The organism is Rhodothermales bacterium (assembly GCA_013002345.1).
GTDB lineage: Bacteria > Bacteroidota > Rhodothermia > Rhodothermales > JABDKH01 > JABDKH01.
In genome coordinates, this window is sequence record JABDKH010000042.1 from 1 (window position 1) to 24,251 (window position 24,251).

The window sequence follows — 24,251 nt, forward strand, 5'->3', positions numbered from 1 at the left end:
AGCTTCGCCGTCGACAACAATCGGCGGTCAGCATTGACTGCACTGCGTGATCTGGAGTCGTCGTTTGTGGATTTCGTAGCCGACGAAGGGAACGTTGAACACCAGATGCGGACGCGCGCCATTCTGGCGGTTGTGAAAGCAAATGCAGAGGCCCGACTCAAACTCCTGCAGGAGCACATCAGGTAACACGGGGCAGATGGGTATGCATGGCAACGAGACAGAGAGTAGTCGTACGGCAAACGCGAACCATCCGGTGACCGTCGTATCCGGTATTCAACCGTCGGGAACGCTTCACATCGGCAACTATTTCGGAGCCCTTCGACAGCACATCGAGCTGCACACACGGCACGATGCGTACTACTTCATTGTCAACTACCACGCTCTCACCAGTGTGCACGATCGCGAGGCCCTGAGCACGTACACGCTCGACGTCGCGCTTGATTACCTGGCGCTCGGTTTTGATCCGACGAAGGCGGCACTCTTCCTGCAAAGCGACATAACCGAAGTGACCGAGCTCGCGTGGATCTTCCTCACGCTCACACCGGTTTCACAGTTAGAGAAAGCGGTGGCATACAAGGACAAGATTGCGCAGGGCGCCTCTGCAAACGCCGGCCTTTTCAACTATCCGATCTTGCAGGCCGCCGACATCCTGATATATGGTGGTACACTGGTTCCTGTTGGCGCCGACCAGAAGCAGAACATTGAAATCTCACGCAACCTGGCGCAACGGTTCAACGCCGTCTTCTGTCCGGAAGATGATCCGCTGTTTCCGGTGCCGGAGCCTCTAATTCTCGATGACGTGGCCGTCGTTCCCGGTGTCGACGGGCGAAAGATGTCGAAGAGCTACGACAATACGATCGGCATCTTTGATGAGGGCGCTGAGCTGAAGAGAAAGGTGATGAGTATTGTGACGAACTCCACTCCGCTGGAAGAGCCGAAGAATCCGGACACGTGCAATGTCTTCTCGTTGATCAAGCTGTTTGCCGATGCCGAGACCACGGCCCGCGTTCGAGCAGCGTATCAGGCGGGCGGGTACGGCTACGGTCATGCCAAGAAGGAACTGCTGGGATTGATTACGGAGTATTTCGGAGAAGCCCGCGAACGCCGGCGTGACCTCGAGAAGCGCCCCGACTACGTTCGAGATGTCCTTCAGGATGGAGCCGAGAAGGCGCGGAAGAAATCCGATGTCATCATGGCACGTGCGAGAGAATTCACGGGAATCCTGCGGTCGGGATCCTGATCGACCACCGACACGCCAGCGCGCCGTGATTATCGTAATCGACAACTACGACTCGTTCACTTACAATCTGGTCCACCTGATAGCCCAGGCAGCTCAGAGTGTCCGCGTATTTCGTAACGATGCCATCTCGACCGACGAGATACGAACCCTGAACCCGGCCGGAATACTCATTTCGCCGGGTCCCGGACGCCCGGCGGACGCGGGCATCACGGAGCGCGTGGTCAACGAGCTGGGTGAGACGACGCCCGTCCTGGGGGTATGTCTTGGCCACCAGGCGATTGGCGAGGTTTTCGGAGGCAGGATCATCCACGCCCCGATACTGATGCACGGCAAGACGAGTGACATTCTTCACGACGGACTCTCAGTCTTCCGAGACGTCGGGCAGGGTTTCACTGCCACCCGGTATCACTCGCTAGTGGTAGATCGCGAATCTATGCCGCGTGACCTCGTGATTTCCGCCGAGACGCGTGACGGCGTGGTCATGGGCATACGGCACGTATCGTGGCCCGTCGAGGGCATCCAGTTCCACCCGGAGAGCGTTCTGACGATCGAGGGCCCCCGGATCATCCGGAACTGGGTCCAGTCGCTCGGGACCGTACCGAAGACGGACCCTGTCGTATGAAGGACTACCTGAGAATTGTGGCGGCCGGATCGTCGCTCACGACCGAGCAGGCTGCGCACGCGATGCAGATCGTCATGAACGGATCGGCGGCCCCCGAAGAGCTTGGTGGATTCCTGATGGGCGTGACCGCCCGCGGAGCAACCGTCGATGAACTGGTCGGCTTTGCCGGTGTCATGCGCGAATTTGCCGTGTCCGTTGAATGCGATGACCCACGAGCCGTCGATCTCTGCGGAACGGGTGGCGACGGCGTCGGAACATTCAACGTATCGACAACGGCGGTCTTTGTCGTGGCCGGTTCGGGCGTAACGGTGGCCAAGCACGGAAACCGTTCGGTATCGTCCAGTTGTGGCTCGGCGGATGTCCTCGATGCACTCGGCGTGCAGACTAACCTGCGCCGCAAGGGTGCCGAGCACTGCCTCCGAGAGACCGGCATCGCATTTATCTTTGCGCCCCACTTCCACCCTGCGATGAAGCACGTGATGCCAGTGCGGCGAGCTCTGGGAGTGCGAACATTCTTTAACATGCTTGGACCGCTGTGCAATCCGGCCGGCGTAAACCGGCAGCTCGTTGGTGCCTTCAGCCACCGTGCTGCACGGGACATCGCCGCTGTTCTCGCTCGTCTCGGGTCCGAGCATGTCATTGCTGTTCACTCCGATGACGGACTGGACGAGGTGTCCGTGTCCGACGAATCGACTCTCTTCGAATTTCGGCGAGGGGCCTCACACGACCCGGTGGTCGAGGAGCGCAGGTTCGCGCCGGAGTATCTCGGACTGGATCGACATCCCCTTTCGGCAATAAACGGCTCGACGGCCGAAGAGAACGCGACGATCCTCCGGCGTGTGCTGTCCGGAGAACGAGGTGCGCACCGGGACATCGTGGTCGCAAACGCGGCCCACGCGATATACACCGCCGGCGTCGCAGAAAGCCTGGAGGTTGCAAAAGAGATGGCATGCGCAAGTATCGATTCCGGCAAAGCGACGCGAGCCCTCGAGGATCTGCGCAGCACTTCCAGGGAAGCGCCAACCGACTAAAGCATGACCATCCTCGACCAGATCGTCCGCAGCACGAGAAATCTTCTGCACGAGCGCAAGAAGATGACTCCCGAGGCACGACTCACAGAGCTTCCCCTGTTCGGCGATCCGCGCAGGCCGTTTGGAGATGCGCTGCGGCAACCGGATGTGTCAATCATCGCTGAGATCAAGAAAGCGTCACCGAGCAAGGGCGTGCTGCGCGAGAATCTCGATGTCGCTCGTGTTGCGTCGCAGTACGAAGACAGCGGGGCTGCCGCAATATCCGTCGTGACGGAACCTGCCTACTTTAAGGGGACTCTGGACAATCTTCGGATTGCTAGAGAAACGACGGGCATTCCGATGCTTCGCAAGGATTTTATCCTTGATCCGTACCAGTTATTTGAAGCGAAGGCCTACGGAGCGGACGCAATTTTACTGATTGCGACGGTGCTTGATCGCATCCACCTGAAAGACCTGCTTGACGCAGCCTACGACATCGGCCTCGATCACCTGGTGGAGGTATATGCGGAGCGAGATCTTGACAAGATCGACTTTGATCTCGTGCGAGTAGTCGGCGCCAACAATCGCGATCTTGAAACGTTTGAGGTGGACGTGCGACGAGCCTCACGTATCCTGAGGCACGTGCCAGCCGGTATCGTCAGAGTCGCCGAGAGCGGCATTCGGGATGCTGCTGACGTGGCCATTGCGGCAGAAGGCGGCGCGGACGCCGTCCTCGTTGGTGAGGCTCTGATGAGCGCCGATGATCCGGGACTCGCCCTTCGCATACTGACGACCGGCACGGCTTCGGGGAATGGAAATAACAACTCGACTCAGCAGGAACGAGCGTGAAGACACTCGTGAAGATCTGTGGATTGACCCGACTTGAGGATGCGCGTTTCTGCGCAGCCGCCGGTGCGGACTATCTGGGGTTCGTGCTCGCGAAGGAGAGTCCGCGCTCTATCACGCCAGAAAAGGTGAAGGAGATTATCGGGTGGGTGTACGGTCCAAAAACAGTTGGCGTATTCGTCGACGCCGATCCGTCGTACGTGAACGAGATCGCACAGGAGATCGGATTCGACCTGGTACAACTTCACGGAAATGAGAGCGTCGAGGAATGCCGTCGCATTGATGCGCCGATCATCAAAGCCATCGCGGTAGGTCCGGATACGACGGCCGCTGATCTCGAAATGGAGATCGGCCGGTATGGAGACAGCATCCGCCACGTCTTGCTCGATACGTCGATCCGAGGCGTGACCGGTGGAACGGGCCAGACATTTGACTGGGCCGTCGCGAATGACGCTGTGAGACGTCACGATACGTTCGTTGCGGGCGGTGTGGACTCCGGCAACGTGGGCGATTTGATCAAACGTCTCAATCCATTCGCAATCGACGTCGCCACCGGAGTCGAGGATTCTCCCGGCATCAAGGACTTTGAGAAAGTGTCGGCGCTGCTGGAAACCGTGGCCGGTCGTGCCACTTGAGAGATCCTCAGCCATGACACGTGAATTGAAACACACATTTGGAGATCTGCCGGACGAGCTTGGGCATTTCGGGTCTTTCGGGGGGAAGTTTGTACCGGAGATCCTGATGCCGGCCCTTACGTCACTCGAAGCCGCGCGACACGAAGCGGCGACAGACCCCGGGTTTCGGCAGGAGTACGAGGATCTGCTTCGAGATTACGTCGGCCGTCCGACGGCTCTGACGTATGCGGCGAGGCTGACAAGAAGGTTGGCGGGTGCCCGGATCTATTTGAAGCGTGAAGATCTGTGTCACACGGGTGCGCATAAAATCAACAACACGGTCGGGCAGATCTTGCTGGCCCGACGCATGGGCAAAACCCGGATCATCGCGGAGACCGGAGCTGGCCAGCACGGAGTTGCAACCGCCACCGTCTGTGCTCGATTCGGACTCGAGTGTATTGTCTACATGGGATCCGAAGACGTCGGTCGTCAGAGGCTCAACGTCCTTCGCATGAAACTGCTTGGCGCGGAGGTTCGGCCGGTCGAGAGTGGTAGCCGAACGCTCAAGGATGCAACCAGCGAAGCGATACGCGACTGGGTGACAAATGTAGACAGCACGTTTTACATCATCGGATCCGTGGTCGGACCGCATCCGTATCCTGCGATGGTTCGCGACTTCCAGCGCGTTATCGGCGACGAAGTCCGGTCACAACTCGAACAGGCGGAGGGCCGATCATCTCCCGATGCCGTGGTGGCCTGTGTGGGCGGAGGATCGAATGCGATCGGGATCTGGGCCCCATTCCTGGACGAGCCGGCGGTTCGACTTTTTGGGGTGGAGGCGGCGGGCGAGGGTCTTGATGGCCGTCACGCCGCGACACTAACTTCGGGTGAGCCGGGGATCTTGCACGGCGCCCTCTCCTACCTGCTGCAGGACGACGACGGACAGGTCAGCCTTGCTCATTCCATCTCAGCCGGACTGGACTATCCCGGTGTGGGACCTGAACACGCTCACTTGAAGGAACAGGAGCGCGTAACGTATGCCGCCGTAGCGGACGAGGCTGCACTGGACGGCGTTCGCCTTCTGGCAGAAACCGAGGGCATCATTCCTGCCCTCGAAACCGCCCACGCGGTGGCGTATCTGAAGGAACTTGCACCCCGGATGGATGCAGAAAGCATCATCGTGATGAACTGCTCGGGTCGCGGAGACAAGGACATGGAAACCATCGCGACAAAGATGTGATGTCTTCCACCGGATCAACTCGACTCAAGCGTGCGCTCGATTCAGCTGAGGCAGACGGGCGAAAGTCCATGGGTATTTTCCTCACCTGCGGATTCCCCCAACTCGATGCCACGCTGCCATTGCTGCAGGCGATCGACCGTGCCGGCGCCGATTTCATCGAGGTGGGAATGCCATTCAGCGACCCGCTTGCAGAGGGAGGTCCGATTCAGAACTCGAGTGCGATCGCCCTGGCCAACGGGATAACTCTCGCGGACGTCCTGGCGGTCGTTCGCGCATTTCGAACTACGAGTGAGACGCCCGTAGTTCTCATGGGATACGCTAATCCGGTGTACCACTTCGGGGTCGATCGATTCTGCGCAGAAGCCGCGGCGGCCGGAGTTGACGGGCTAATTCTGCCCGACCTGCCAATCGATGAAGCGGAGCACTTGAGACGCGCGGCTGCCGCGAACGGCATCGATGTGATATTCCTTATCGCTCCCAACACACCGGACGAGCGAGTTCGGAGTATCGACCGTGTCACGACGGGGTTTGTATATGCGGTGGCTTTCGCCGGCCTAACCGGAGACACAATCGATACCGGAGTCACCCTTCAGCGCTATCTCGACACCGCCCGGCGCCTGATCTCGAATCGACTGCTTGTCGGCTTCGGGATCAAGTCGGCCGATGACGCCGCGATCGCATCAGTCCACGCCGACGGGTTCATCGTCGGGTCGGCACTCATCAGCTACGTGCAAGTGCTCTGGGATGATCACAATCTGACAATGAACGATCGCCTCTCCGACGTTGAATCGTTCGTACGCAATCTTCGACCTCCGACGCGCAACTAGAACACCCATCACGTGTCAGCGTTGTAAGCATCACGAAATCCGAAACCTGACAGTACGCGAAGATGAAGAGTCCCGGGTTGGGCCGATCCCATTGTTTCGACGTCAAGGCGGTTTTGATGAGTCTGGCGAGCCTTTCCCTGCTCGCTTCATGCGGTGATGTCAGCTATCGACCGACCGCCGTCGGCACTGCGGGCGAGATTGTTGTCGTCATGGACTCTCTGCTGTGGAATGGAGCACCGGGCGATGCGCTCCGCGAGGAGATCGGACCGTATGTCGGCACCCTGCCTGCCCCCGAGCCTCTGTTCGATCTTGCCCACCAGACCATAGAGACACAGGCGGCATTCGATCGAATCTCCACCCATCGGAGCATTGTTTTTGCCGCATCACTGTCGGATTCCACGGTCGAGGCAAACTTCGTCAGAAGCGTGTTTTCGGAAGACGCTCAGAAAGTGATCAGTGAGGGAAGCGGTGTCTTTGTCAACCGGGATGACATCTGGCGTCGAGATCAGCGAATCGTGTACCTGGCAGCCTCCAATCCGGATGAGTTGATCGCAATTACTCGCAAATCCGGCGAGGAGATGAGATCCATTTTTAATGGCAGTGAGCGGCAGCGTCTCGAGAAGGACATGTACGAGAACGGGCGCCAGTTTGAACTCGAAGACACGCTGCTCACTCATCACGACTTCAGAATCAAAGTCCAGCATGACTATCTCATTGCCACGGACACGACCGACTTCGTATGGATGCGTCGAATACTTGCCGACTCGTGGCGAAGCCTTTTCGTGTACTATGAGGACTACGCCGACCCGAATGATCTGACGCCCGAGTGGATGTATCGAAAGCGAGATTCGCTCGGCCAGATCTACCTGCTAGGAAACGTGGGCGGCTACATCAACATCGACTACCGGCGACCCCTGGAGTCTAAGTCAATTGACTTCCTGGATCACTATGCTTTCGAGGCACGCGGGCTGTGGCACATGATTGGCCCCGACGACGCGGGCGAAATCGTCTCGTACGGGATGGGCGGGCCGTTCGTCTCTTACGGCTTCTATGATCAGGAAGGCGGTCGAATCTACTTGATCGACGGGATGGTATTCGCGCCGGGATTCAAGAAGCGCGAGTTCTTGAGACAACTTGAGGTGATGGCGCACACCATTCGAACTCGAAGCGAGATTGCATCCACCGTTGTCGCTTCGGTGACGGCGTCGGGGGCGCCCGCCCCGTGAAACAACTCCTGCGAAGTACTATCGCTGGATTGGCGGCTGCGGCGGGCGTGTGCTCGCTATCTCTCGTTGGATGCACTGGCACAGGCGAGCCGATTGAGGAGACGAAGCTGGTGGGACTGATCGTCGATTTGCACGTGCTGGAAGCCCGACGTGAACTGGTCGCAGACATCGATGGGTCTCTTCGAGACTCCGTACTCGCAGCGCACGGAGTCACGCACCAACAATTCGAGACGTCGATCGCGTACTATGCGGACAAACCTGATGACTATGTCTCGCTGTACAATCGCGTTATAGACAGCCTTTCGGCTGAAGAAGCTCAGCTCGAACAGGAAGGAGTGATCGGGCTGCTTCCGCCTCCGTAATCAGATCAGCTTTTGACCCGCGGATGTGATCTCGAGGGTGAATCCTGGCGCAGCAGAGACGCGCAGATACCCTTCGCGGACGAGCCAGTCAACACAGGCGTCTACTTCCTCGTCGGTCCACGATGCGTCCGGTGTCCATTCGTCGAAACTCAATCCCGAACGCGCCGCAGCCAGTACCGCCTGAATGATGCTCTCATTCACAGCGATCCCACTTTCTTTTTGATGCGTCGCCAGGCAATAGTCGCAGCTTCCACATCGCGCACGGGTCTGCTCCCCGAAATAGGTGAGGATGTAGTTGCGCCGGCATCCGCGGTGGTCCACGTATCGGACGAGATCGGCCAGTCGGTTCCTTGCGCTTTTGCGGCCGGAAGCAAGCAGGTCGGCGCGGACCGGAGCCGAACGCTGTCGGGGCATCACGAGAATAAGTCTCAGCGTAGCTCCGGGGCTCTTCCACTGAACATGGCCAAGCATGTCCAGTCGACTGAGCGTCTGTTCTACGTTCTCTGCGGGGATCCGAAGACGAGCCGCAAGACGTGACGGGTCGATGCTAATCCACGATCGGTGTGCGTCAGCAATGTCGCCTCGGAGGAGATACTCTGCAACAGCCTGGATCGCCTCACCCGCCGCGCCCGCCGCCAGGGGTCGAATCTGTGCGGGCGTCGAGATCATCCGGAGGTAGCCCTGTCCGCCCTCGTGCATCGCGGTCCAGGCGCCCGAGCGCTCGAGCAGATCCACGGACTGGCGAACCACTGACACTGACGCCCCGGCGACCCTGCCAACCTGTGCCAGATCAAGGTCGATGGGGGCATCGCTGAGCGCTCCGACAGCTACCCCACCAAGGTTGCAGGCCGCTTCGTACACTGCCGACACCTGTTCAGCGGCCGGAAAAGAGCTGTCGATGAGCGAGTTCGGCAGTCGCTCATCCCCGTCGCGATACACAAGAATCGCCTGAGACGGTTTTCCGTCTCTTCCCGCTCGACCGGCCTCCTGATAGTAGGCCTCAAGGCTCAGTGGCAGATCCACATGAATGACGCATCGAACATCGGGTTTGTCGATCCCCATGCCAAACGCACTCGTTGCGACCATCACACGGGCCCGATCGGTCATCCACGCGGACTGCTCCCGCTCACGTGCGTCCGACGACAACCCACCGTGATAGTGCACCGCCTCCACCTTCTGGGATCGCAGCCACGCAGCCCACTCTTTGGCTCCGCGCCTGGTGCCGGTATACACAATCGCGCTACCCGGGGCGGCACGCAGAATCGACCTGATTCGTCGCCGCTTGTCGGCCTCTCGATAGACGGTCCACTCGACGTTCGGTCGGTCAAACCCGGTTACGACGACGAGCGGATTCGTAAGTCCGGCGAGCGACAGAATGTCCGATCGCACATTGGGTGTCGCTGTCGCCGTCAGTGCCGCGACAACGGGCGAACCCAGTTTGCCAACGGTATCAGCGATCTCCAGGTACGACGGTCGAAAACTGTGGCCCCACTCGCTCACGCAGTGCGCTTCATCTACAACCACCGTCCGGATGGTGAGCCTTTCGCATCTCGACGCGAAAGCGGCCGAGCTCAGTCGCTCCGGCGCCACGTACAACAGCCTGTATTTCCCGAATTCAGCATCGGTGAGTCGCTGATCAATCTCACGCCGCGAAAGTGTCGAATCGATGTACGTGGCTGACACTCCACGCCGCTTGAGTCCATCCACCTGATCGCGCATGAGTGCTATCAGGGGCGACACGACGAGCGTCAGCCCGGAATTCATGAGGGCCGGCAGCTGGTAACACACTGACTTGCCGGTACCCGTCGGAAGAACGGCGAGCACGTCTCGACCTGAAAGGATCGAATCGATCACCTCCCACTGGCCCGGCCTGAACTCGGCATGCCCCCAGTGTTTTCTGAGCACGGCCCGCGCCTGGTTCGCAAAAGTTTGCTTTGTCGGTTCGGCCTGGCGGCCATCCTCAGGGCTCATTGACTGTCCGATCTTTTGGCGTCATCGGTATCGAGTTTATCTTCCCGGTCTTGATTTCCCACCCGTCCGACTTGATGCAACAAGGTTCATCTGACAAGCGGCCGCCGGTCTCCGTAATAATACTGACGTGGAACGCCCTCCCGTTGCTGCAGAGGTACCTGCCGTCTGTGGCAGCGTCGAGCTACGATAACCTGGAGATCATTCTGGCGGACAACGCATCTTCCGATGGTTCGGCTGACTGGGTCTCGCAATCGTTCCCTGAGGTTCGAATCATTCGACATCAGGAAAACTACGGCTTCTGTCGCGGAAACAACCTCGCGATTGCAGAAGCTCAAGGTGACTATGTGGTACTTCTGAATAATGACGTGGAGGTTGACCGCGACTGGCTTCAGCCACTCGTCGCACAGATGTTGTCAGATGATCGCGTGGCCGCCGTTCAGCCAAAGATTCTGAAATCCGGAGAACCGCTATCGTTTGAGTATGCTGGCGCGGCCGGCGGGTTTATAGATCGATGGGGGTTTCCGTTTGCCCGCGGACGCCTTTTCGAAACGATCGAGAAAGACGAGGGACAATACGATGTTGCGGCGGACATATTCTGGGCCACTGGCGCTGCGGTCATGTTAAGAGCCACGGTCTTGAAAGATGTCGGGTTGCTTGACGAGCAGTTCTTTATGCACATGGAGGAAATCGACCTCTGCTGGCGAATGAAGCGAAGAGGTCATCGAATCGTCTGCGAGCCTGCCAGCGCGGTGTACCATCTTGGTGGGGCGTCGCTCCCCAGCTCGAGTTCGCGTAAGGCCTACTACAACTTCCGCAATAACCTTCTCACCCTGTACAAGAACGTCTCACCATCGCACTGGCGGCGTGTGATCATTGTCCGGATCTTGCTGGATACCGTTGCGGCCATGCGTGCAGTGGGCCTTGGTCGAGCCGACGAAGCGCGGGCTATCTGGCGTGCTCACCGCGACGCAGCAAGGATGCGCGAACGATACAAGGCGGACCGCCCCACAACCGAGTCAGGGGTCGAGGTTTATGGCGGGAGTGTCGTGATTGACTATTTCCTCCGGGGCCGTCGCAAGTTCATGGACCTGCCATCAAGCACGTTCTCCGCCACCCGCTGACGGCGACGGCGACGGTGTCGAGCGTCGCCGCGGCAACAACGCCCCGATCACGGCCAGAAGGACGATGATCATTCCTGCAAGACCCGGAATAGAAGGCATTTCGTCGAAAAGGAAATAGGCTAGAACGGACCCCCCTACCGGCTCAGTCAATGACAGCAGGCCAAGCAACGCTGCCGGCATGAACTTCAGGGCGTAATTGAACGACCCGTGTCCGATGATCTGCGGGCCGAGAGCCATGAGCGCGCACAAGAAGTAGATGCGAGGTTCAAATCCGAGGAGAGGCGTTCCGGCAATCAACGCCACGACAAGAACAACAACCGCCACAACGGAATACATACAGAACACATACGCTAGCCATGACGCCTTCTGCCGCATCACACGTCCGATCAGTAGATAGCAGCTCACAAAGAACGCGGCGGTCGTTGCAAGGGAATTGCCCAGGACCGGATTCGCTGCAGTCGGACTGGCGGATCCAAGATCACCCGCCCCGATCAAAATCGTCCCTCCCACCGCCAGCCCGATGGCGATGACGGTAGGGCGGCCAAGCTTTTCTTTGAGGACGAACACTCCAAGTATGGCGAGAAAGATCGGGCTGAGCGAAACCAGGACGGATGCGCTGGCAACGGACGTGTGATACAGCGAGGTAATCCACGTCACGAAGTGCAGTGCAAGCAATACTCCCGCTACGATAATCAGCCGAATGTCGCGAGAAGTAAATTTGCGAATCTCGGTGCCGATAGATCCCACCGCAAAGGGAGCCAGCATGAGTACCGAGAAGATGGTGCGCCAGACTGCCAGACTCAGCGCGGGAACGTCCGTCGCAAACCGGATAAGAATCGGGCTCAGCGCAAAACTCGACAGCCCTACCAGGAGAAGTGGGTAGAGGGCGAACGGTCGGCCTTCGGTAAGAGGCTCCTCAGTCTGATGCGTCATTTCTATCGGACTGGACTGGCAGCCCGCCGATTATCTGAGCCGGTCCATCGAACGGACGAGTTCGATATCCTTGCCAACTGACCTTCGAGCCAGAACGAGGAATACGGCGGCAGCCAGCGGGAGACCGGACGGCCAGAGATCGGAACTCCCGGCCGATGCCGCAAACCAGGCCGCCAACACTACGCCGGCCAGGGCCAGGGCAAGGAATAGATCAACGGTGACGAGCCGCTTCTGACGTTGACGATCCTTATAGAGGAAGATGGCGACCAGACAACCAACACCCGCCAGGATGGAGACCGCCACCTTTACCGGTGGATACCACACCCAGGAATCAGGCGTCACGAAGCCTCCGGCGACCGGAACCGCCAGAACCAGCAGGGCGGCAAGCAGCAGGTAAACGGACTGAATTCGTTGAATCATTTCTTAATCCTCCTCCATCACACGAGTTCGGCGACGCGGAGTGCCAGCCTGTCTGCGAACTCGGTTGTCGTGCACGAGCCGCCAACGTCTGCCGTCAGGTCTTTCCCTTCCGCGTACGTCGCGTGCAGAGCATCGTGGACCGCGTCCGCGGCCGCGATTTCGCCCAGATGGCGCAGCATCATCTCGCCGGTTCGTATCAGCGCCGTCGGATTTGCCTTGTCCTGGCCGGCGATATCCGGCGCGCTTCCATGCACGGCCTCAAACACCGCGCAGTTGTCTCCGATGTTCGCTCCACCAACAACACCCAGGCCCCCGACCAGTCCCGCGCATAGGTCGCTCAGAATATCTCCGAAAAGATTGGTCGTCACAATCGAGTCATACCTTTCCGGAAACATGACCAACTGCATCGCCATGTTGTCGATGATCTTGTCGTTCATCTTGACGGCCGGATGCCTCGCCGACTCCGCAGCCGCAAGATCCAGAAACAACTTCCCCGCCGCTTTCAGAATATTCGCTTTGTGAACAATCGTGATCAGACGACGGTCGTGTGTTTCTGCGTAATCAAAGGCAAACCGGATGATCCGCTCGGACCCGACCCTGGTTATTCTGGCAATCGAGTCCACGATTTCGAGCCGCTCGTCGACATTCTCGATCCCAGAATACAGCCCTTCAGTATTCTCGCGGAAGATGATGAGATCGATGTTCTCAAAGTGCGTCTTAAGGCCTGGAAGCGACTTGCACGGACGCAAGTTTGCGTACAGCTCCAGCTTCTGGCGAAGTCCGACGTTAACGCTTTTGAATCCGTGCCCGACGGGCGTCGTCACGGGCCCCTTCAGGGCTATTCCGTTGCGAGCAACGGACTCAATGATGTGATCGGGGAGCGGATTGCCGTATTTCGGGATGGCGGCCTCGCCAATCTCGTTGTGGCGCTCCCACTCAAATCGAACACCTGTGGCGTCAAGCACCTTCACAGTTGCATCTATGACCTCAGGTCCGATGCCATCGCCGGGCAGCAGCGTTACGGTATGCGACATGTAGAGACTGAATCGTACCAGTGACGGAAAATAGATGATAAAGAAAAAGCTCTACCTGAGGCAGAGCTTCTTCGAAGGACACGACGGAATACTAGAGAACTTAGATCACCGGTTTCGTCGAGTAATTGACCCGGAGCGTACCAGCCTGGCGCAATTCCTGCTGGACATCCATGACAATGCCCATCTCTGACTCCTGATCTACCCTTAGGGATACAATGAGTTTGGGCTGCTCCAGCAGTTTCCGGTACATGACCGTCCTGATCTGGCCTACGTCGTCGATGAGAGCGTCATCGATCTGAACAGCGGTGTCGCCCACGCGCAATCCCTCCAATTTCTTCGGGCCCACGTACACGTACGAAACCAGCCGTTTCTGGTCGATCTTGGTTAGCGCCTCGGCGCGGGGCAGCATGGTTCGAACCTGCACTGTGTTCTCGCGAAGCACCGTCGTAACCATGAAAAAGATCAGCAGCATGAATATGATGTCCGGCAAAGAAGCCGTCGGAATATTCTGCTTTGTTCCGGCCTTTTTCTTGAAGTGCGATGACATGTGTCGTTCTCCTCTAGAGCTTACGAAGGGTCGGGTTCCGCGATCGAAATACCAGCCGGCACGCGGCTACGCACCTCGTTCTCACCGTCACCGAGGGAGCCGACGTACTCCTTGTAGTTCGGATGGCCGAGACTCCTTGCCTCCGAATCCCAGATCTCGAAATACGCCATCCAGACTTCGTCGAGAACATTGATGTACGCATCATACGGCGTCTGGCGGGCGGTCTTGATAGACACAATCGCCTTCCTTGGATCCTCGGAATAATTCGGATCAGCGCCACGGTTGCTAACGTGCTTGCGAACCTCGCCGCGAATCAGAGACATCGCCGACGGCTTGTCCTCGAGAAGCACCAACCCTGTTTCGTTAACCAGAATCTTGAGCATGTTGCGCTCCTTCACTGGCGGAGGATCTACCTCCTGGTCGAGTGGCGGCGGCAGCACCATTCCGATTCCGGTATCGACGTCGATGGTCGTGGTAACCAGAAAGAAAATCAACAGAAGAAAGGCGATGTCGGCCATCGATGCGGTAGGGATCTCTGCCTCCCGCGACTTCTTCTTTTTCATTAATCCAGCCATAGTCGGAAACCCAAGCTATGTCCCTGAAGGTTCGTGCCTACCCCATGCCCATCAGGCCCTTTACGCTCGACAAGAGCATGGCGAGGGCGGTGATGACCAGCATGATGATCAGCGAGTAGATGGCCGCAGTGGCCCAATCGCCGAGAACAAATCCCAGAACGATCAGCAATACAACGGGCAGCAGAACTGCTCCTGTTGTCATGGGGCTAACCTTTCCGAACATGAAGCTCCTGATGCCGAAAAGGAGCATTCCGAGGAGTGATAGTCCGGTGATCGCGAGAACAACGACGATACCGATCATTGGTATGGAGTCCATTCGTCTACCGAGTGTAGTTGCGTCTAATGGCGCCAGGAAACGGTTTTACCGGCCGAAACTAGCCTTCGCGAGCCGGCGACCCCGCCTGCATGAGGACGAGTGAGTCGATGAGCTCCAGCGCCGACTCTTCCATGTCCACCACAATCCTGTCCACCTTGGACACCGCGTAGTTGTAGAAGAACTGCAGGATGATGGCCGTGATAAGCCCGAACACCGTCGTCAGCAGTGCGACCTTGATACCACCGGCGACAAGGCTGGGCGAGATGTCGCCCGCGGTCTCGATAGCATCGAAGGCGCCGACCATTCCCCAGACCGTTCCGAGAAACCCAAACATAGGCGCAAGAGAAATGAACAGCGACAGCCACACAAGGCCTCGCTCGAGAAAGCTCATTTCAATTGATCCATACGAGATCACCGCCTTTTCAACGGCCTCGATGCCCTCATCGTGGCGTAGTAGGCCCGCCTGGAATACCGATGCCACCGGTCCGCGCGTGCTAGCACACACTTCTTCGGCTGCAGTGATTCCTCCGCTCTGCAACGCCTCCTTGACGTTGACAATGAACTGACGCGTGTTGATGTCCGCGCGGTTTAGAGTGATGATTCGCTCAAAAGCGATTGCCAGCCCAATGATGAGAGTGACGAGAATGGGCCACATGAAGCCCCCGTCATTTCCTTCGTTGAACTTCTCAACCAGGACGTTGATGATGCCGGGATCCGCAGCTTCCTGCGGCAGCAACATGAAGACGCTATACAGCCCCATGTTTCGTTTCCTCCAGTAGTATCCGATAGGTGTCCTACGCCTCTCAGCCGACCCAAATAGTCAGAGGTGACTCCAAAGAAAAAGCGGTGGGCGACAGAAAGACAGCCAGCGTGTCAAAATGTACTTCGCGTGAGCGAGATAATATCCACTACGGCTCGAATTGTCAACGTGAAACGGCGCACAAGTGGCAACGGATGCCACAATAAACGTCGATGTTGATGGATGGCTGAAGGCGCGTTGAATTGCACCGACACATGTAGGCCCAGACATGCAGGCGTGGCACGCTCCCCGGCCGGACGAAATGGCCTATGATCTCACTAATCAGCCTCTCGCGGCCTCGGTGTACGCCATCTCCTCGGCCTCTGTCCACAGCAGCATCGCTTCTTGAAGGACCGTATCGAAGGTCCGGTAGACCGGGTACCACGCAGATCGATCGTAAATCCGCCAGGCAATGCGACCCTTGATGAGCGACTTGATCAGTGCCGTGTCAGCTGCGAAGTCGGCCGTCGTGAACTCTGTGGGCTCCTCATCGGGCCCGAGTACCGTACGCTCGGCGCCTTCTCTGATCGTCACGCTGTTCCGCCCCGCAAACTCGACGAAATCCGTCAGGTCTTCACCTTTCACTTCAAAGTCAGAGAAGAACTCATTCCTTCGATCCGACCATTCTGATTTGAAATCGCTCCCGCGCTTGTCCAACCAGTCCCGCACGAACGATCGTTCCAGACCCTTGGCGAGTATCGTCTGCATGAGGGGCGACAGCGTGTCCGAGTACACGATGAAGTCCGGTACAATTCCGCCGCCGCCGAGAACCAGGCGCCCGCCGTCTGTTCTGTACTTCAGTGAATCCGGAATACTTGAAATAGCTGACTCCCTGTCGGCGGCCGCGTCCTCTTCCATCTGCTCCCACTTGCTCGTGTAGTAGGCCTGGCGATCCCCGTTTAAGTATGGCGTCTGTATCAAGCGGCCCGAGGGCGTATAGTATTTCGAGACCGTCACGCGCAGTGAACTGCCGTCATTCAACACGAATTGCTGTTGTACCAGCCCTTTGCCGAATGTTCGCCGACCCACGATGAGCGCCCGGTCGTGATCCTGCAGCGCCCCGGCAACGATTTCGCTGGCCGAAGCCGAGTTTTCATCCACGAGCACGATGACCGGTTTCGTCTCAAACAGGCCGCCGGAGCGAGACCGAAACTCTTCGTTCGTATCCGCAAAACGACCTTGCGTTGAAACGATCAACTTACCGGCAGGAAGCAGCTCATCGCTTACGCGCACAGCCATGTCGCGATAGCCACCCGCGTTGCCTCGGAGGTCCAGAACAAGGCGCTGCATTCCCGCGCTATTCAGCTGCCTGAGCGCAGATCGGAACTCACTGTGAGTGGTCCGGGCAAAACGATTCAGTTTTACAAAACCGGTCTGCCCGTCGAGCATGTAGGCGGCGTCGAGCGTGTTGATCGGAATCTTGTCGCGCGTAATTGTGAAACTCAGCTTCCGCGCATACCCCGGCCGTCTGACCGTAACGTCCACCGTCGTGCCACCGGGACCCTTCAGACTTCGCTGGACATCTTCGTTCGTAAAACCGATAGCCGACTTGCCGTCGACCTCGACGATCCGATCTCCCGAAAGTAAACCGACGTCCTCACTGGGGCCTCCAGGCAGCGGATTCAACACCGCCAGCGTATCCCGATTCTCCGGACCGGGAATGAGTTCATATGAGATCCCGATGCCCTCGAAAGACGCGTTGAAATCCTCGTTGACCTGGCGCATCCGCTCGGCATCGATATACACACTGTGGGGGTCCAATTCCTTAAGCATGCCCTTGATGGCGCTCTCGGCAAGTTGCGAGGAACTCACGTCCTCCACGTACTTCTGTGTAACGACTAGAAACGCATCCTCCAGCTTCTTAAGTGATTCGTAGGTGTTGTCGTCGGACATGTACGCACCGACTTGAACGCCAAGCAGCACACCCGTGCCGAGGAGGATTACGCCGAGCCAGACAAACCGTGTCTTTCTTGCCATTTTGGAACTTCCGTTGCCGTGTGGGTCGTCAATAACTATGGTCAAACAACGAAGTCCGTGACGAAATTGTTGCGCCAACCTCTTCAGGCGCCGAATTAATGCCTTCAGCGGTTTGCGATTTCCTGCCAGGGGCGTGTGAGAAACCCGGGATCGTTGCATCGATGGCGGGCTATATTTAACGAATGTCGATTAACCCGTCGGGCCGGATCACCCGGCAAGCCACACCCGTGATAGAAAGCACCAGGGATCCGCTGTGAACCGCGTTCTTACAGTCATACTCATCTTTTTTCTGGGGGCTGTGGCGGCGCTCCTTCTGCTGGGTTACTTCGCCTACGTGATCACAGCCGGCCCGCCTGAAGAGGCTCGAGTCGCCGGTCTGTCGCAGCCTGTTGAGATTGGATTTACGGCCGACGGAACTGTGACGGTTGACGCTTCGTCGCTTCAAGACGCCATGGCCGGACTCGGCTTCGCCCAGGCGGCGTCCCATATCTGGCCGCTGATCGTGTATCGTGCATCGGCGACAGGTCAACTCGCAGCGCTGGTTGGCGGGTCGGGCGGTTCTGTAGATGAACTGACGATCCAGCTCGGACTCGCGCGATCTGCCGAAAGGGCCTACCTCCTGCTCGGCGAGGAGGATCGAAAGCTGTTGGACTCCTTTGCCGACGGAATCAACGAAGCGCTCGAAAGCCGGTCCGTTCTGCGAGACCCGTCACTTGTCCTGTCAGGACACAACCCGGCGTCATGGATGCCGTGGCACACCATCGCGATCGAGCGGATGTTTGCATGGCTCGCGGCCAGTGAACGGCCCCAGTTGAGCCACGAACCGCTGGAGCGGCCGATCAAGGACTTCCTCCGGCTGCATGGCTTTGAAGAGAGCATGATCGTGACGTCAGAACGGCCATCCGAGCCGGGGATCTTTGTCCGATATGTCTGGGGATCGTCTGCACTACCTGTCCTTCTCGAGGCGAGCATTCGTGTAGGAAACAACCGGCCACTGCGAGGTGGCTGCATGGTCGGAACTCCATTCTTTGCCGCTGCGCGGTCCGGTGATCGAGCATGGGCTTTCTTGCCCCACGACGATATCGAAACGGAGGTCCTTCACCTCGACTCCGTCTCTGTCGAACGTCGTCAAGAGGTGCTGGTCGGAGCCGACGAATCCGAACTTCTCGTAACTATCGTGACCGCCGGCAAAGCACTGATACTGAAAGAAGTCACAGACGGTCCGCAGGCCAAGACCGGCGTCGCCGTGACATGGGGCGGACTCGGACCCGTCACCGACGCTTCGTCTTGGCTCGGCATGATAAGAGGCCAGGTTCCGGAGTTCAGATTGACGACCGGTGCAGGCGCCATCGTATATGATGAGGCTCGTGCGGAGTATTTCGGAGGAAATGGTCGGCCGCTCACTCGCGGTCGGGTTTTCGGTCGCTCCTTATTTTCGGAATACGCGAGTGTACGGATCGATTCACTGATGGAATCGAGTACGAGTTTCAACCCGCGACTCTGGTTTGGCGACACCTACAGTCCATGGGCCACGATCTGGAGTCCGCGAATAGTCCAATCGTTTGCTTCACTCGACGTCATGGATGCGCCGGTTGACGAGGCCAGGTCGTACTTGCGCAACTGGGACAACGAGTTCGATGGCGCTAGCATCGGGGCGTCGATTTTTGCGGCATGGGCCGAAGAGTATTACATAGAGTACGGCGGCTGGCCGGGCATGCTGGACAGCGGCTCGGAATCGGCCACCCTCGATCCTGTCGCAACCCCCTCAGATCTGAACAGACTCTTCGAGCGAGCGGTACATCGGCTGACGGAGACCTATGGGTACGACCTGAGCGTGTGGCGATGGGAGAAAGTGAACGCCGCAAAGATGTACTTCCCGGTACTCGGTACGCCGGAGGGTTCATCGGAGGCAGCCGACCGCTCCCGCTATGCCGCTCGGACGGTGCTGGGCAACGGTCACCCAAGTACTCCCAACTGGGACCCCGTTACAGAACCCGGTAAGTTCAAGCCTGTGAGCAGCTGGGAAGGATGGACACGCATGCTCGTTCCTGACGAGTGGACAGTCAGAAGATGGCTACCCGACGTAAGCAAGGGAATCGGAAGTGGCCGCGCGCCGGACGAGAGCTCAATTGTGGTGTCGCTGAACGCGGCAGGCTCGCGTCGGACGCGACTCCTTCCCTATGATTGACCGCGCATGGCGTTGTACGTGCCGCGCGCTACACCAGGGATTCGGGAGGATAATCCGCCGGATCGTATGACAGGTCTGGCATCTGCGGATCCATCTCCTGCATGGTCTCCAGGAGAATCCGACTGACGAGCAGATTACGATACCACCGCTTTTCCGCCGGAACGACATACCACGGCGCGTGAGCGGTCGAACACCTTTCCAGCATGAGCTCATACGCGCTCATGTAATCATCCCATCTCGCTCGCTCCTTAAGGTCACCGGGATTGAACTTCCACTGCTTCTCGGGTCGCTCGAGACGACGTCTGAGTCGCGTAAGCTGGTATTCCTTCGACACGTGTAACATGACCTTCACGACACGTGTCCCGTGATCTACCAGAAGCCTCTCAAAGGCGTTAATGTGATCGTATCGCTTTTCGATCAGCTCAGCAGGTGCGAACTGCTTGACGCGAACCACCAACACGTCTTCGTAGTGTGATCGATTGAAGATGCCGATGTGCCCCTTGCGAGGCACCTGATTGTGAACGCGCCACAGAAAATCGCGCGCAAGCTCATTCACCGAAGGCACCTTGAAACTGTACACGTGACAGCCCTGCGGGTTGATCCCCTCAGTAATCTTTCGAATCGTACTGTCCTTCCCTGCCGTGTCCATAGCCTGAAGTACCAGCAGTACCGATTGCTCGCCCTCTGCGTAGAGCTTCTCCTGCATGTCGACCACACTCGCACGAGCCGCCTCAAACGCTTTTCGCGCCGCCGCCTTATCGACCAGGCCGTCACCATCGTCTGTCGTTCGATCTCCCAGATTAACCTTCGATCCCGGCTTGATACGATACCGATCAAGGTCAACCTTCACGTTCGCCTTTTCATTCTTGTCCATAAACAGCGTCTCCAGTTCATCACCTTGTGAAATCTATCAATTCGACTTCGACTACACCAACTACGGCATTGCAAACGAATACGCGGTCGGCCGCGTGCAACATCTCCGCAGTGACGCACTGCTCCTTCGCAAGATTGTTAGTGCCGAGAATCATGGAACGGAAAACGCCGGGCAGCGCACCATCCTCAACGGGAGGCGTCAGCCACATCCCGCCGGTTTCAACGAAGATGTTGGTCCGACTTCCCTCTGCCAACCGACCTGCGCGATTCATGTAGATGATCTCGAATAGTCCATCCTCGAGCCCCTGCCTGTACTCGAGATCATATAACTCCCGTTTCGTTGTCTTGTGTCGCCGGAAGGAATCGGATTCGTCGATGACGGATTCAGATATTGCGACCCGCCGGGGCGAAGGGGCGATCGACGGAATCGGAACTACCGTCGTGCGAGCATGCCCATGTTCGTCGACCGTCAGCCTCACCTTCTGTGCGTGGTCGACCGTCAGAAAAGCAGCGCACTTGTCCAGAACCGTCGAACGCACGGCAGCCGTATCTATCGGGATCCCGAAATGGTCCGCCGACTTCTTGAGCCGCACCATATGGCTGTCCAGATGCGCGACTCCACGGTCAAACCGCATCGTTTCGATCAGTTTGAAGGCCTCGCTCATGACGTATGCGTGTCGAGGAGAAAGCGGGTCTTGATGAGGCACTCTTCGTACTCGGCCTCAGCTACCGAGTCCCACACTACACCGCTTCCAGTGCCCATGGTGAGCACCGAACCGTCGATGGTGATCGTGCGGATCGCCACATTGAACGTCGCATTCTCATCAGGCCCGACAAACCCCACGGCTCCACAGTAGACCCCGCGCGGGATGCTCTCGATTTCCCGGATAAGCTCCATGGCACGAATCTTCGGAGCTCCCGTGACCGAGCCGGACGGAAAGAGCGCCCTGAACACGTCGGCATATTTCGCGTCGGAGCGGAGTTGTCCTTCGACCGTGGACGTCATCTGAATGACCGTCGGATACGTCTGGATTCCAAAGAGATCCGACACGATTACCGAGCCCGGCTCGCAGCACATCGAGAGGTCGTTCCTGAGCAGATCGACAATCATGAGATTCTCGGCCCTGTTCTTGGGATCGAGCCTGAGCTTTTCCGACAATCGGGCGGCTTCGCCGCTGTCCACTCCGGCCGGCGCAGTTCCCTTCATCGGCCGGGTCACAATCCTCGTTCCGTCCCGCGTAAAGAACAGCTCCGGGGACAGGCTGAGAATCGTCTGCGCATCTGTCTGGATGTACGCGGCATAAGGAACGGGCTGCCGGCGACGCAACGTCTCGTACAGAACCATCGGATCGCCCTCGAACTCAGCGCGCATCGGTGCGGTATAGTTTATCTGATAGACATCTCCTTCCCGGATATGATTGCGTATTGAGGCAATCGAAGCGAGGTAGTCACTTTTGCCGACGCCGAGCTCCGAAGCTCGAATCGAAAACGAACCTGCGACGGATCGGCGACCCAGCAGGTCCGATAGCAATTCGCCGGAGACTTCCCTTGCGTCATCGTAAACACCGAACCAGACCAGGTCTCCATCCGCTTTCGAATCCTGGAAACGGAGCTCAAGGCCGTAACCCGCTTCGTACGCGATAAACCCGGCCACCCACTTGCCGGCATCGACGTATTCGTCCACCAGGGCAAGTGCGGCGGGCACCGAATGCACGTCCTTCGCGACGATGTGGTTCGACGGACGTGAAAACAGGAGAGTCGTACGGCCCAGATTGTCGGGAAGAATCGTATCCAACAACACCGTTCCCGGTTCAGCCAGATGCCCGATCAGATTGTCATCCGCCATGCGTGAATGGTCGCGTGCGTGATATGTCTTATTGATGAATACAATGCGGTATCTTGCCGCGGGAGAATCTCCCTGCCCCCGGCAGCATTACAGAGCGCTTTTCCGGCATATAGACGGTGGGCGCAGACCGGCACGATACACCCCGTCTGGATACACAATCAGGATACGATTAATGCAGAGAGAGCACAAAAGGTGGTGGAGTCCGAGTCTTGGACGGGACATGGACATGCTTGTATTCGGTCATTCCGGTGCTCCCCTTCTGGTTTTTCCCAGTAGCCTCGGGCGCTTCTATGAGTGGGAAGATTTTGGGATGATCGCGTCTCTGGCTCCCCAGCTGGAATCGGGTTCCAATCAACTCATTTGTGTTGACTCGGTCGACGCCGAAAGTCTGTACAACAAACAGGTCGATCCCTACACACGAATGAGCCGGCACAATCAGTATCAAACCTATATCCTGGATGAGGTCGTTCCATTTGTCAAACACCGCGCCGCAACGGACTTCATCATGGTATCGGGTGCGAGTTTTGGAGCCTACCATGCTGCCAACCTCTACTTCAAGCACCCGTGGACATTCCGGAAGCTCATCGCCCTGAGCGGCTCGTACAACATCAAGTCTTTTATGGACGGTTTCTACGATCAGACCGTGTATTTCAATAATCCAGTAGACTTTCTTCCGAATCTCAACGACCACAACACGCTCGAAGCCATTCGGCGCAATCATACTATCCTTTCGCTTGGGGAATTCGATCCGTGCAAGGAAGGAAACGAGCAGCTCAGTGGCATACTACGGTCGAAGTCCATACCTCACCACTACGAGGTACTGCATGGGGCGTTCGGGCACGATTGGCCCTGGTGGAAGGAAGTAATCCAGAGACACATCGGCTGATGCACGAACATTTGCTCGATTCAGACTCCAAGACATGACAGGTTCATCATGAGAATCATCGGTGTCCTCCGCGGGATGGAGACGACGTTCCCGGACGCTCTTGTACAATACATCAACGACGAACACGCCTCGGACGGCGTGCGTGCCGAGTTCGTCGCGATCGATGGCATTTCGATGGATGACGACATCCCGTACGATGTCATTCTCGACCGTATTTCGCATGAGGTGCCGTTCTATCGTTCGTATCTCAAGTGGGCATCACTTCAGGGGACGTTTATTGTCAACAATCCGTTCTGGTGGAGTGCGGACGACAAGTTCATTGATAATGTGATCGCCCGCGCGGTGAACGTGGCTGTCCCGAGGTCTGTTATTCTGCCGCATCGGCATCATCCACCGAACACGGACTCGAACAGCTTCCGGAACCTGAAGTACCCCATCGACTGGGACCGGATCACCGGATATATCGGCTTCCCCGGTTTCCTCAAACCCCATGACGGGGGCGGATGGCGCGGCGTTACAAAAGTGCACGATATGCAGGAACTCTGGAAGGCATACGACAACTCCGGAGCCGACTGCATGATGCTTCAGGAAGCGATCGAATATGAGACGTACTTCAGGTGCTACGGTATAGGCCGCAAGTACGTGCGCGTGATGAAGTACAATCCTGCGGCACCCGGTCCGATGCGCTACAAGGACGTGTCGCCTGGACCCATCGAACCCGAACTTCTCAAGGAATTGGAGACGGATGTCCTCGCGATCTGCACAGCGCTCGGTTATG

26 protein-coding genes are annotated in these 24,251 nt (G+C 57.8%); 14 read left to right on the forward strand and 12 right to left on the reverse strand.

Annotated features, from left to right (window positions below; translation table 11 throughout):
• Positions 1-33: 33 nt before the first annotated feature.
• The 10 genes from HKN37_01940 (at position 34) to HKN37_01985 (ending at position 7,987) form a co-directional block, all read left to right on the forward strand.
• Positions 34-186, forward strand: coding sequence for a hypothetical protein (locus HKN37_01940; protein NNE45400.1), 153 nt, complete (start codon positions 34-36; stop codon positions 184-186).
• Positions 187-202: 16 nt separating this feature from the next.
• Positions 203-1,240 carry a tryptophan--tRNA ligase gene (gene trpS, locus HKN37_01945; GenBank protein ID NNE45401.1) on the forward strand — a complete coding sequence of 346 codons (1,038 nt, stop codon included), beginning with the start codon at positions 203-205 and terminating at the stop codon, positions 1,238-1,240.
• Between the two features lie 25 nt (positions 1,241-1,265).
• Entirely contained in the window at positions 1,266-1,862 is a 597-nt protein-coding gene (locus tag HKN37_01950) for an aminodeoxychorismate/anthranilate synthase component II (GenBank protein NNE45402.1), read from the forward strand.
• Positions 1,859-2,893, forward strand: a complete 1,035-nt coding sequence (trpD, locus tag HKN37_01955; GenBank protein NNE45403.1) for an anthranilate phosphoribosyltransferase — start codon at positions 1,859-1,861, stop codon at positions 2,891-2,893. The genes HKN37_01950 and trpD overlap by 4 nt, the downstream gene beginning before the upstream one ends.
• Positions 2,894-2,896: 3 nt before the next feature.
• Positions 2,897-3,721, forward strand: a complete 825-nt coding sequence (trpC, locus tag HKN37_01960) for an indole-3-glycerol phosphate synthase TrpC (GenBank protein ID NNE45404.1) — start codon at positions 2,897-2,899, stop codon at positions 3,719-3,721.
• Complete coding sequence (locus tag HKN37_01965) at positions 3,718-4,353, forward strand: phosphoribosylanthranilate isomerase (GenBank protein NNE45405.1); 636 nt, start codon at positions 3,718-3,720, stop codon at positions 4,351-4,353. Before trpC ends, HKN37_01965 begins: the two co-directional genes overlap by 4 nt.
• Positions 4,354-4,366: 13 nt before the next feature.
• On the forward strand, positions 4,367-5,572 hold the full coding sequence (gene trpB / locus HKN37_01970; GenBank protein ID NNE45406.1) for a tryptophan synthase subunit beta: 1,206 nt from the start codon (positions 4,367-4,369) through the stop codon (positions 5,570-5,572).
• The gene (locus HKN37_01975) at positions 5,572-6,399 is read left to right on the forward strand and encodes a tryptophan synthase subunit alpha (GenBank protein NNE45407.1); all 828 of its coding nucleotides are present in this window, start codon (positions 5,572-5,574) and stop codon (positions 6,397-6,399) included. Before trpB ends, HKN37_01975 begins: the two co-directional genes overlap by 1 nt.
• 62 nt (positions 6,400-6,461) lie before the next feature.
• Positions 6,462-7,625: a DUF4837 family protein gene (locus HKN37_01980; protein ID NNE45408.1), complete on the forward strand. Its 1,164-nt coding sequence runs from the start codon at positions 6,462-6,464 to the stop codon at positions 7,623-7,625.
• On the forward strand, positions 7,622-7,987 hold the full coding sequence (locus tag HKN37_01985; GenBank protein ID NNE45409.1) for a DUF4296 domain-containing protein: 366 nt from the start codon (positions 7,622-7,624) through the stop codon (positions 7,985-7,987). Before HKN37_01980 ends, HKN37_01985 begins: the two co-directional genes overlap by 4 nt.
• Here the strand turns inward: HKN37_01985 and HKN37_01990 are convergent, their stop codons facing one another.
• Complete coding sequence (locus tag HKN37_01990) at positions 7,988-9,958, reverse strand: RecQ family ATP-dependent DNA helicase (protein NNE45410.1); 1,971 nt, start codon at positions 9,956-9,958, stop codon at positions 7,988-7,990.
• A 74-nt stretch (positions 9,959-10,032) separates the two neighbouring features.
• Here HKN37_01990 and HKN37_01995 point away from each other — a divergent pair, with 74 nt between their 5' ends.
• The gene (locus tag HKN37_01995; protein NNE45411.1) at positions 10,033-11,079 is read left to right on the forward strand and encodes a glycosyltransferase family 2 protein; all 1,047 of its coding nucleotides are present in this window, start codon (positions 10,033-10,035) and stop codon (positions 11,077-11,079) included.
• Here the strand turns inward: HKN37_01995 and HKN37_02000 are convergent.
• The 8 genes from HKN37_02000 to HKN37_02035 all read right to left on the reverse strand — a co-directional run bounded on the left by HKN37_02000 (position 11,053) and on the right by HKN37_02035 (position 17,680).
• On the reverse strand, positions 11,053-12,012 hold the full coding sequence (locus HKN37_02000) for a DMT family transporter (protein ID NNE45412.1): 960 nt from the start codon (positions 12,010-12,012) through the stop codon (positions 11,053-11,055). The two genes, HKN37_01995 and HKN37_02000, sit on opposite strands and share 27 nt — an antisense overlap.
• 30 nt (positions 12,013-12,042) lie before the next feature.
• Positions 12,043-12,432, reverse strand: coding sequence for a DUF4293 family protein (locus tag HKN37_02005; protein ID NNE45413.1), 390 nt, complete (start codon positions 12,430-12,432; stop codon positions 12,043-12,045).
• A 17-nt stretch (positions 12,433-12,449) separates the two neighbouring features.
• The gene (locus HKN37_02010; protein ID NNE45414.1) at positions 12,450-13,466 is read right to left on the reverse strand and encodes an isocitrate/isopropylmalate dehydrogenase family protein; all 1,017 of its coding nucleotides are present in this window, start codon (positions 13,464-13,466) and stop codon (positions 12,450-12,452) included.
• Between the two features lie 100 nt (positions 13,467-13,566).
• Positions 13,567-14,013 carry a biopolymer transporter ExbD gene (locus HKN37_02015; protein NNE45415.1) on the reverse strand — a complete coding sequence of 149 codons (447 nt, stop codon included), beginning with the start codon at positions 14,011-14,013 and terminating at the stop codon, positions 13,567-13,569.
• Positions 14,014-14,033: 20 nt separating this feature from the next.
• Positions 14,034-14,588: a biopolymer transporter ExbD gene (locus tag HKN37_02020; GenBank protein NNE45416.1), complete on the reverse strand. Its 555-nt coding sequence runs from the start codon at positions 14,586-14,588 to the stop codon at positions 14,034-14,036.
• 37 nt (positions 14,589-14,625) lie between these two features.
• Positions 14,626-14,904: a hypothetical protein gene (locus HKN37_02025; GenBank protein NNE45417.1), complete on the reverse strand. Its 279-nt coding sequence runs from the start codon at positions 14,902-14,904 to the stop codon at positions 14,626-14,628.
• 58 nt (positions 14,905-14,962) lie between these two features.
• Positions 14,963-15,664 (reverse strand): MotA/TolQ/ExbB proton channel family protein, encoded by a 702-nt coding sequence (locus tag HKN37_02030; protein ID NNE45418.1) that lies wholly within the window; start codon positions 15,662-15,664, stop codon positions 14,963-14,965.
• A gap of 321 nt (positions 15,665-15,985) precedes the next feature.
• On the reverse strand, positions 15,986-17,680 hold the full coding sequence (locus HKN37_02035; protein NNE45419.1) for a S41 family peptidase: 1,695 nt from the start codon (positions 17,678-17,680) through the stop codon (positions 15,986-15,988).
• A 253-nt stretch (positions 17,681-17,933) separates the two neighbouring features.
• Here HKN37_02035 and HKN37_02040 point away from each other — a divergent pair, with 253 nt between their 5' ends.
• Positions 17,934-19,868: a hypothetical protein gene (locus HKN37_02040; protein ID NNE45420.1), complete on the forward strand. Its 1,935-nt coding sequence runs from the start codon at positions 17,934-17,936 to the stop codon at positions 19,866-19,868.
• A gap of 28 nt (positions 19,869-19,896) precedes the next feature.
• On the opposite strand, the gene HKN37_02045 is transcribed toward HKN37_02040, so the two are convergent.
• From HKN37_02045 to pabB, 3 genes are read right to left on the reverse strand one after another with little or no spacing between them, the layout of a single operon-like run.
• Positions 19,897-20,742: a polyphosphate kinase 2 family protein gene (locus HKN37_02045; GenBank protein NNE45421.1), complete on the reverse strand. Its 846-nt coding sequence runs from the start codon at positions 20,740-20,742 to the stop codon at positions 19,897-19,899.
• Positions 20,743-20,761: 19 nt separating this feature from the next.
• Positions 20,762-21,406, reverse strand: a complete 645-nt coding sequence (locus tag HKN37_02050; GenBank protein NNE45422.1) for a hypothetical protein — start codon at positions 21,404-21,406, stop codon at positions 20,762-20,764.
• Positions 21,403-22,587 (reverse strand): aminodeoxychorismate synthase component I, encoded by a 1,185-nt coding sequence (gene pabB, locus HKN37_02055; protein ID NNE45423.1) that lies wholly within the window; start codon positions 22,585-22,587, stop codon positions 21,403-21,405. Before pabB ends, HKN37_02050 begins: the two co-directional genes overlap by 4 nt.
• Before the next feature lie 172 nt (positions 22,588-22,759).
• Here pabB and HKN37_02060 point away from each other — a divergent pair, with 172 nt between their 5' ends.
• Both HKN37_02060 and HKN37_02065 read left to right on the forward strand, forming a co-directional pair.
• Positions 22,760-23,473 carry an esterase family protein gene (locus tag HKN37_02060; GenBank protein ID NNE45424.1) on the forward strand — a complete coding sequence of 238 codons (714 nt, stop codon included), beginning with the start codon at positions 22,760-22,762 and terminating at the stop codon, positions 23,471-23,473.
• A 48-nt stretch (positions 23,474-23,521) separates the two neighbouring features.
• Positions 23,522-24,251 (forward strand): hypothetical protein (locus HKN37_02065; protein ID NNE45425.1); only part of this gene is annotated, 730 nt, incomplete at its 3' end.

Bases quoted from the DNA above. Each gene is read 5' to 3' on its own strand.
- HKN37_02050 (NNE45422.1), bottom strand. From the start codon at position 21,406: ATGAGCGAGGCCTTCAAACTGATCGAAACGATGCGGTTTGACCGTGGA.
- HKN37_02015 (NNE45415.1), bottom strand. From the start codon at position 14,013: ATGTCATCGCACTTCAAGAAAAAGGCCGGAACAAAGCAGAATATTCCG.
- trpD (NNE45403.1), top strand. From the start codon at position 1,859: ATGAAGGACTACCTGAGAATTGTGGCGGCCGGATCGTCGCTCACGACC.
- trpS (NNE45401.1), top strand. From the start codon at position 203: ATGCATGGCAACGAGACAGAGAGTAGTCGTACGGCAAACGCGAACCAT.
- HKN37_02000 (NNE45412.1), bottom strand. From the start codon at position 12,012: ATGACGCATCAGACTGAGGAGCCTCTTACCGAAGGCCGACCGTTCGCC.
- HKN37_02020 (NNE45416.1), bottom strand. From the start codon at position 14,588: ATGGCTGGATTAATGAAAAAGAAGAAGTCGCGGGAGGCAGAGATCCCT.
- HKN37_01995 (NNE45411.1), top strand. From the start codon at position 10,033: ATGCAACAAGGTTCATCTGACAAGCGGCCGCCGGTCTCCGTAATAATA.
- HKN37_02035 (NNE45419.1), bottom strand. From the start codon at position 17,680: ATGGCAAGAAAGACACGGTTTGTCTGGCTCGGCGTAATCCTCCTCGGC.
- HKN37_01975 (NNE45407.1), top strand. From the start codon at position 5,572: ATGTCTTCCACCGGATCAACTCGACTCAAGCGTGCGCTCGATTCAGCT.
- trpB (NNE45406.1), top strand. From the start codon at position 4,367: ATGACACGTGAATTGAAACACACATTTGGAGATCTGCCGGACGAGCTT.
- HKN37_02060 (NNE45424.1), top strand. From the start codon at position 22,760: ATGCAGAGAGAGCACAAAAGGTGGTGGAGTCCGAGTCTTGGACGGGAC.
- HKN37_02030 (NNE45418.1), bottom strand. From the start codon at position 15,664: ATGGGGCTGTATAGCGTCTTCATGTTGCTGCCGCAGGAAGCTGCGGAT.
- pabB (NNE45423.1), bottom strand. From the start codon at position 22,587: ATGGCGGATGACAATCTGATCGGGCATCTGGCTGAACCGGGAACGGTG.
- HKN37_02010 (NNE45414.1), bottom strand. From the start codon at position 13,466: ATGTCGCATACCGTAACGCTGCTGCCCGGCGATGGCATCGGACCTGAG.
- HKN37_01990 (NNE45410.1), bottom strand. From the start codon at position 9,958: ATGAGCCCTGAGGATGGCCGCCAGGCCGAACCGACAAAGCAAACTTTT.
- HKN37_02045 (NNE45421.1), bottom strand. From the start codon at position 20,742: ATGGACAAGAATGAAAAGGCGAACGTGAAGGTTGACCTTGATCGGTAT.
- trpC (NNE45404.1), top strand. From the start codon at position 2,897: ATGACCATCCTCGACCAGATCGTCCGCAGCACGAGAAATCTTCTGCAC.
- HKN37_02025 (NNE45417.1), bottom strand. From the start codon at position 14,904: ATGGACTCCATACCAATGATCGGTATCGTCGTTGTTCTCGCGATCACC.
- HKN37_02005 (NNE45413.1), bottom strand. From the start codon at position 12,432: ATGATTCAACGAATTCAGTCCGTTTACCTGCTGCTTGCCGCCCTGCTG.
- HKN37_01980 (NNE45408.1), top strand. From the start codon at position 6,462: ATGAAGAGTCCCGGGTTGGGCCGATCCCATTGTTTCGACGTCAAGGCG.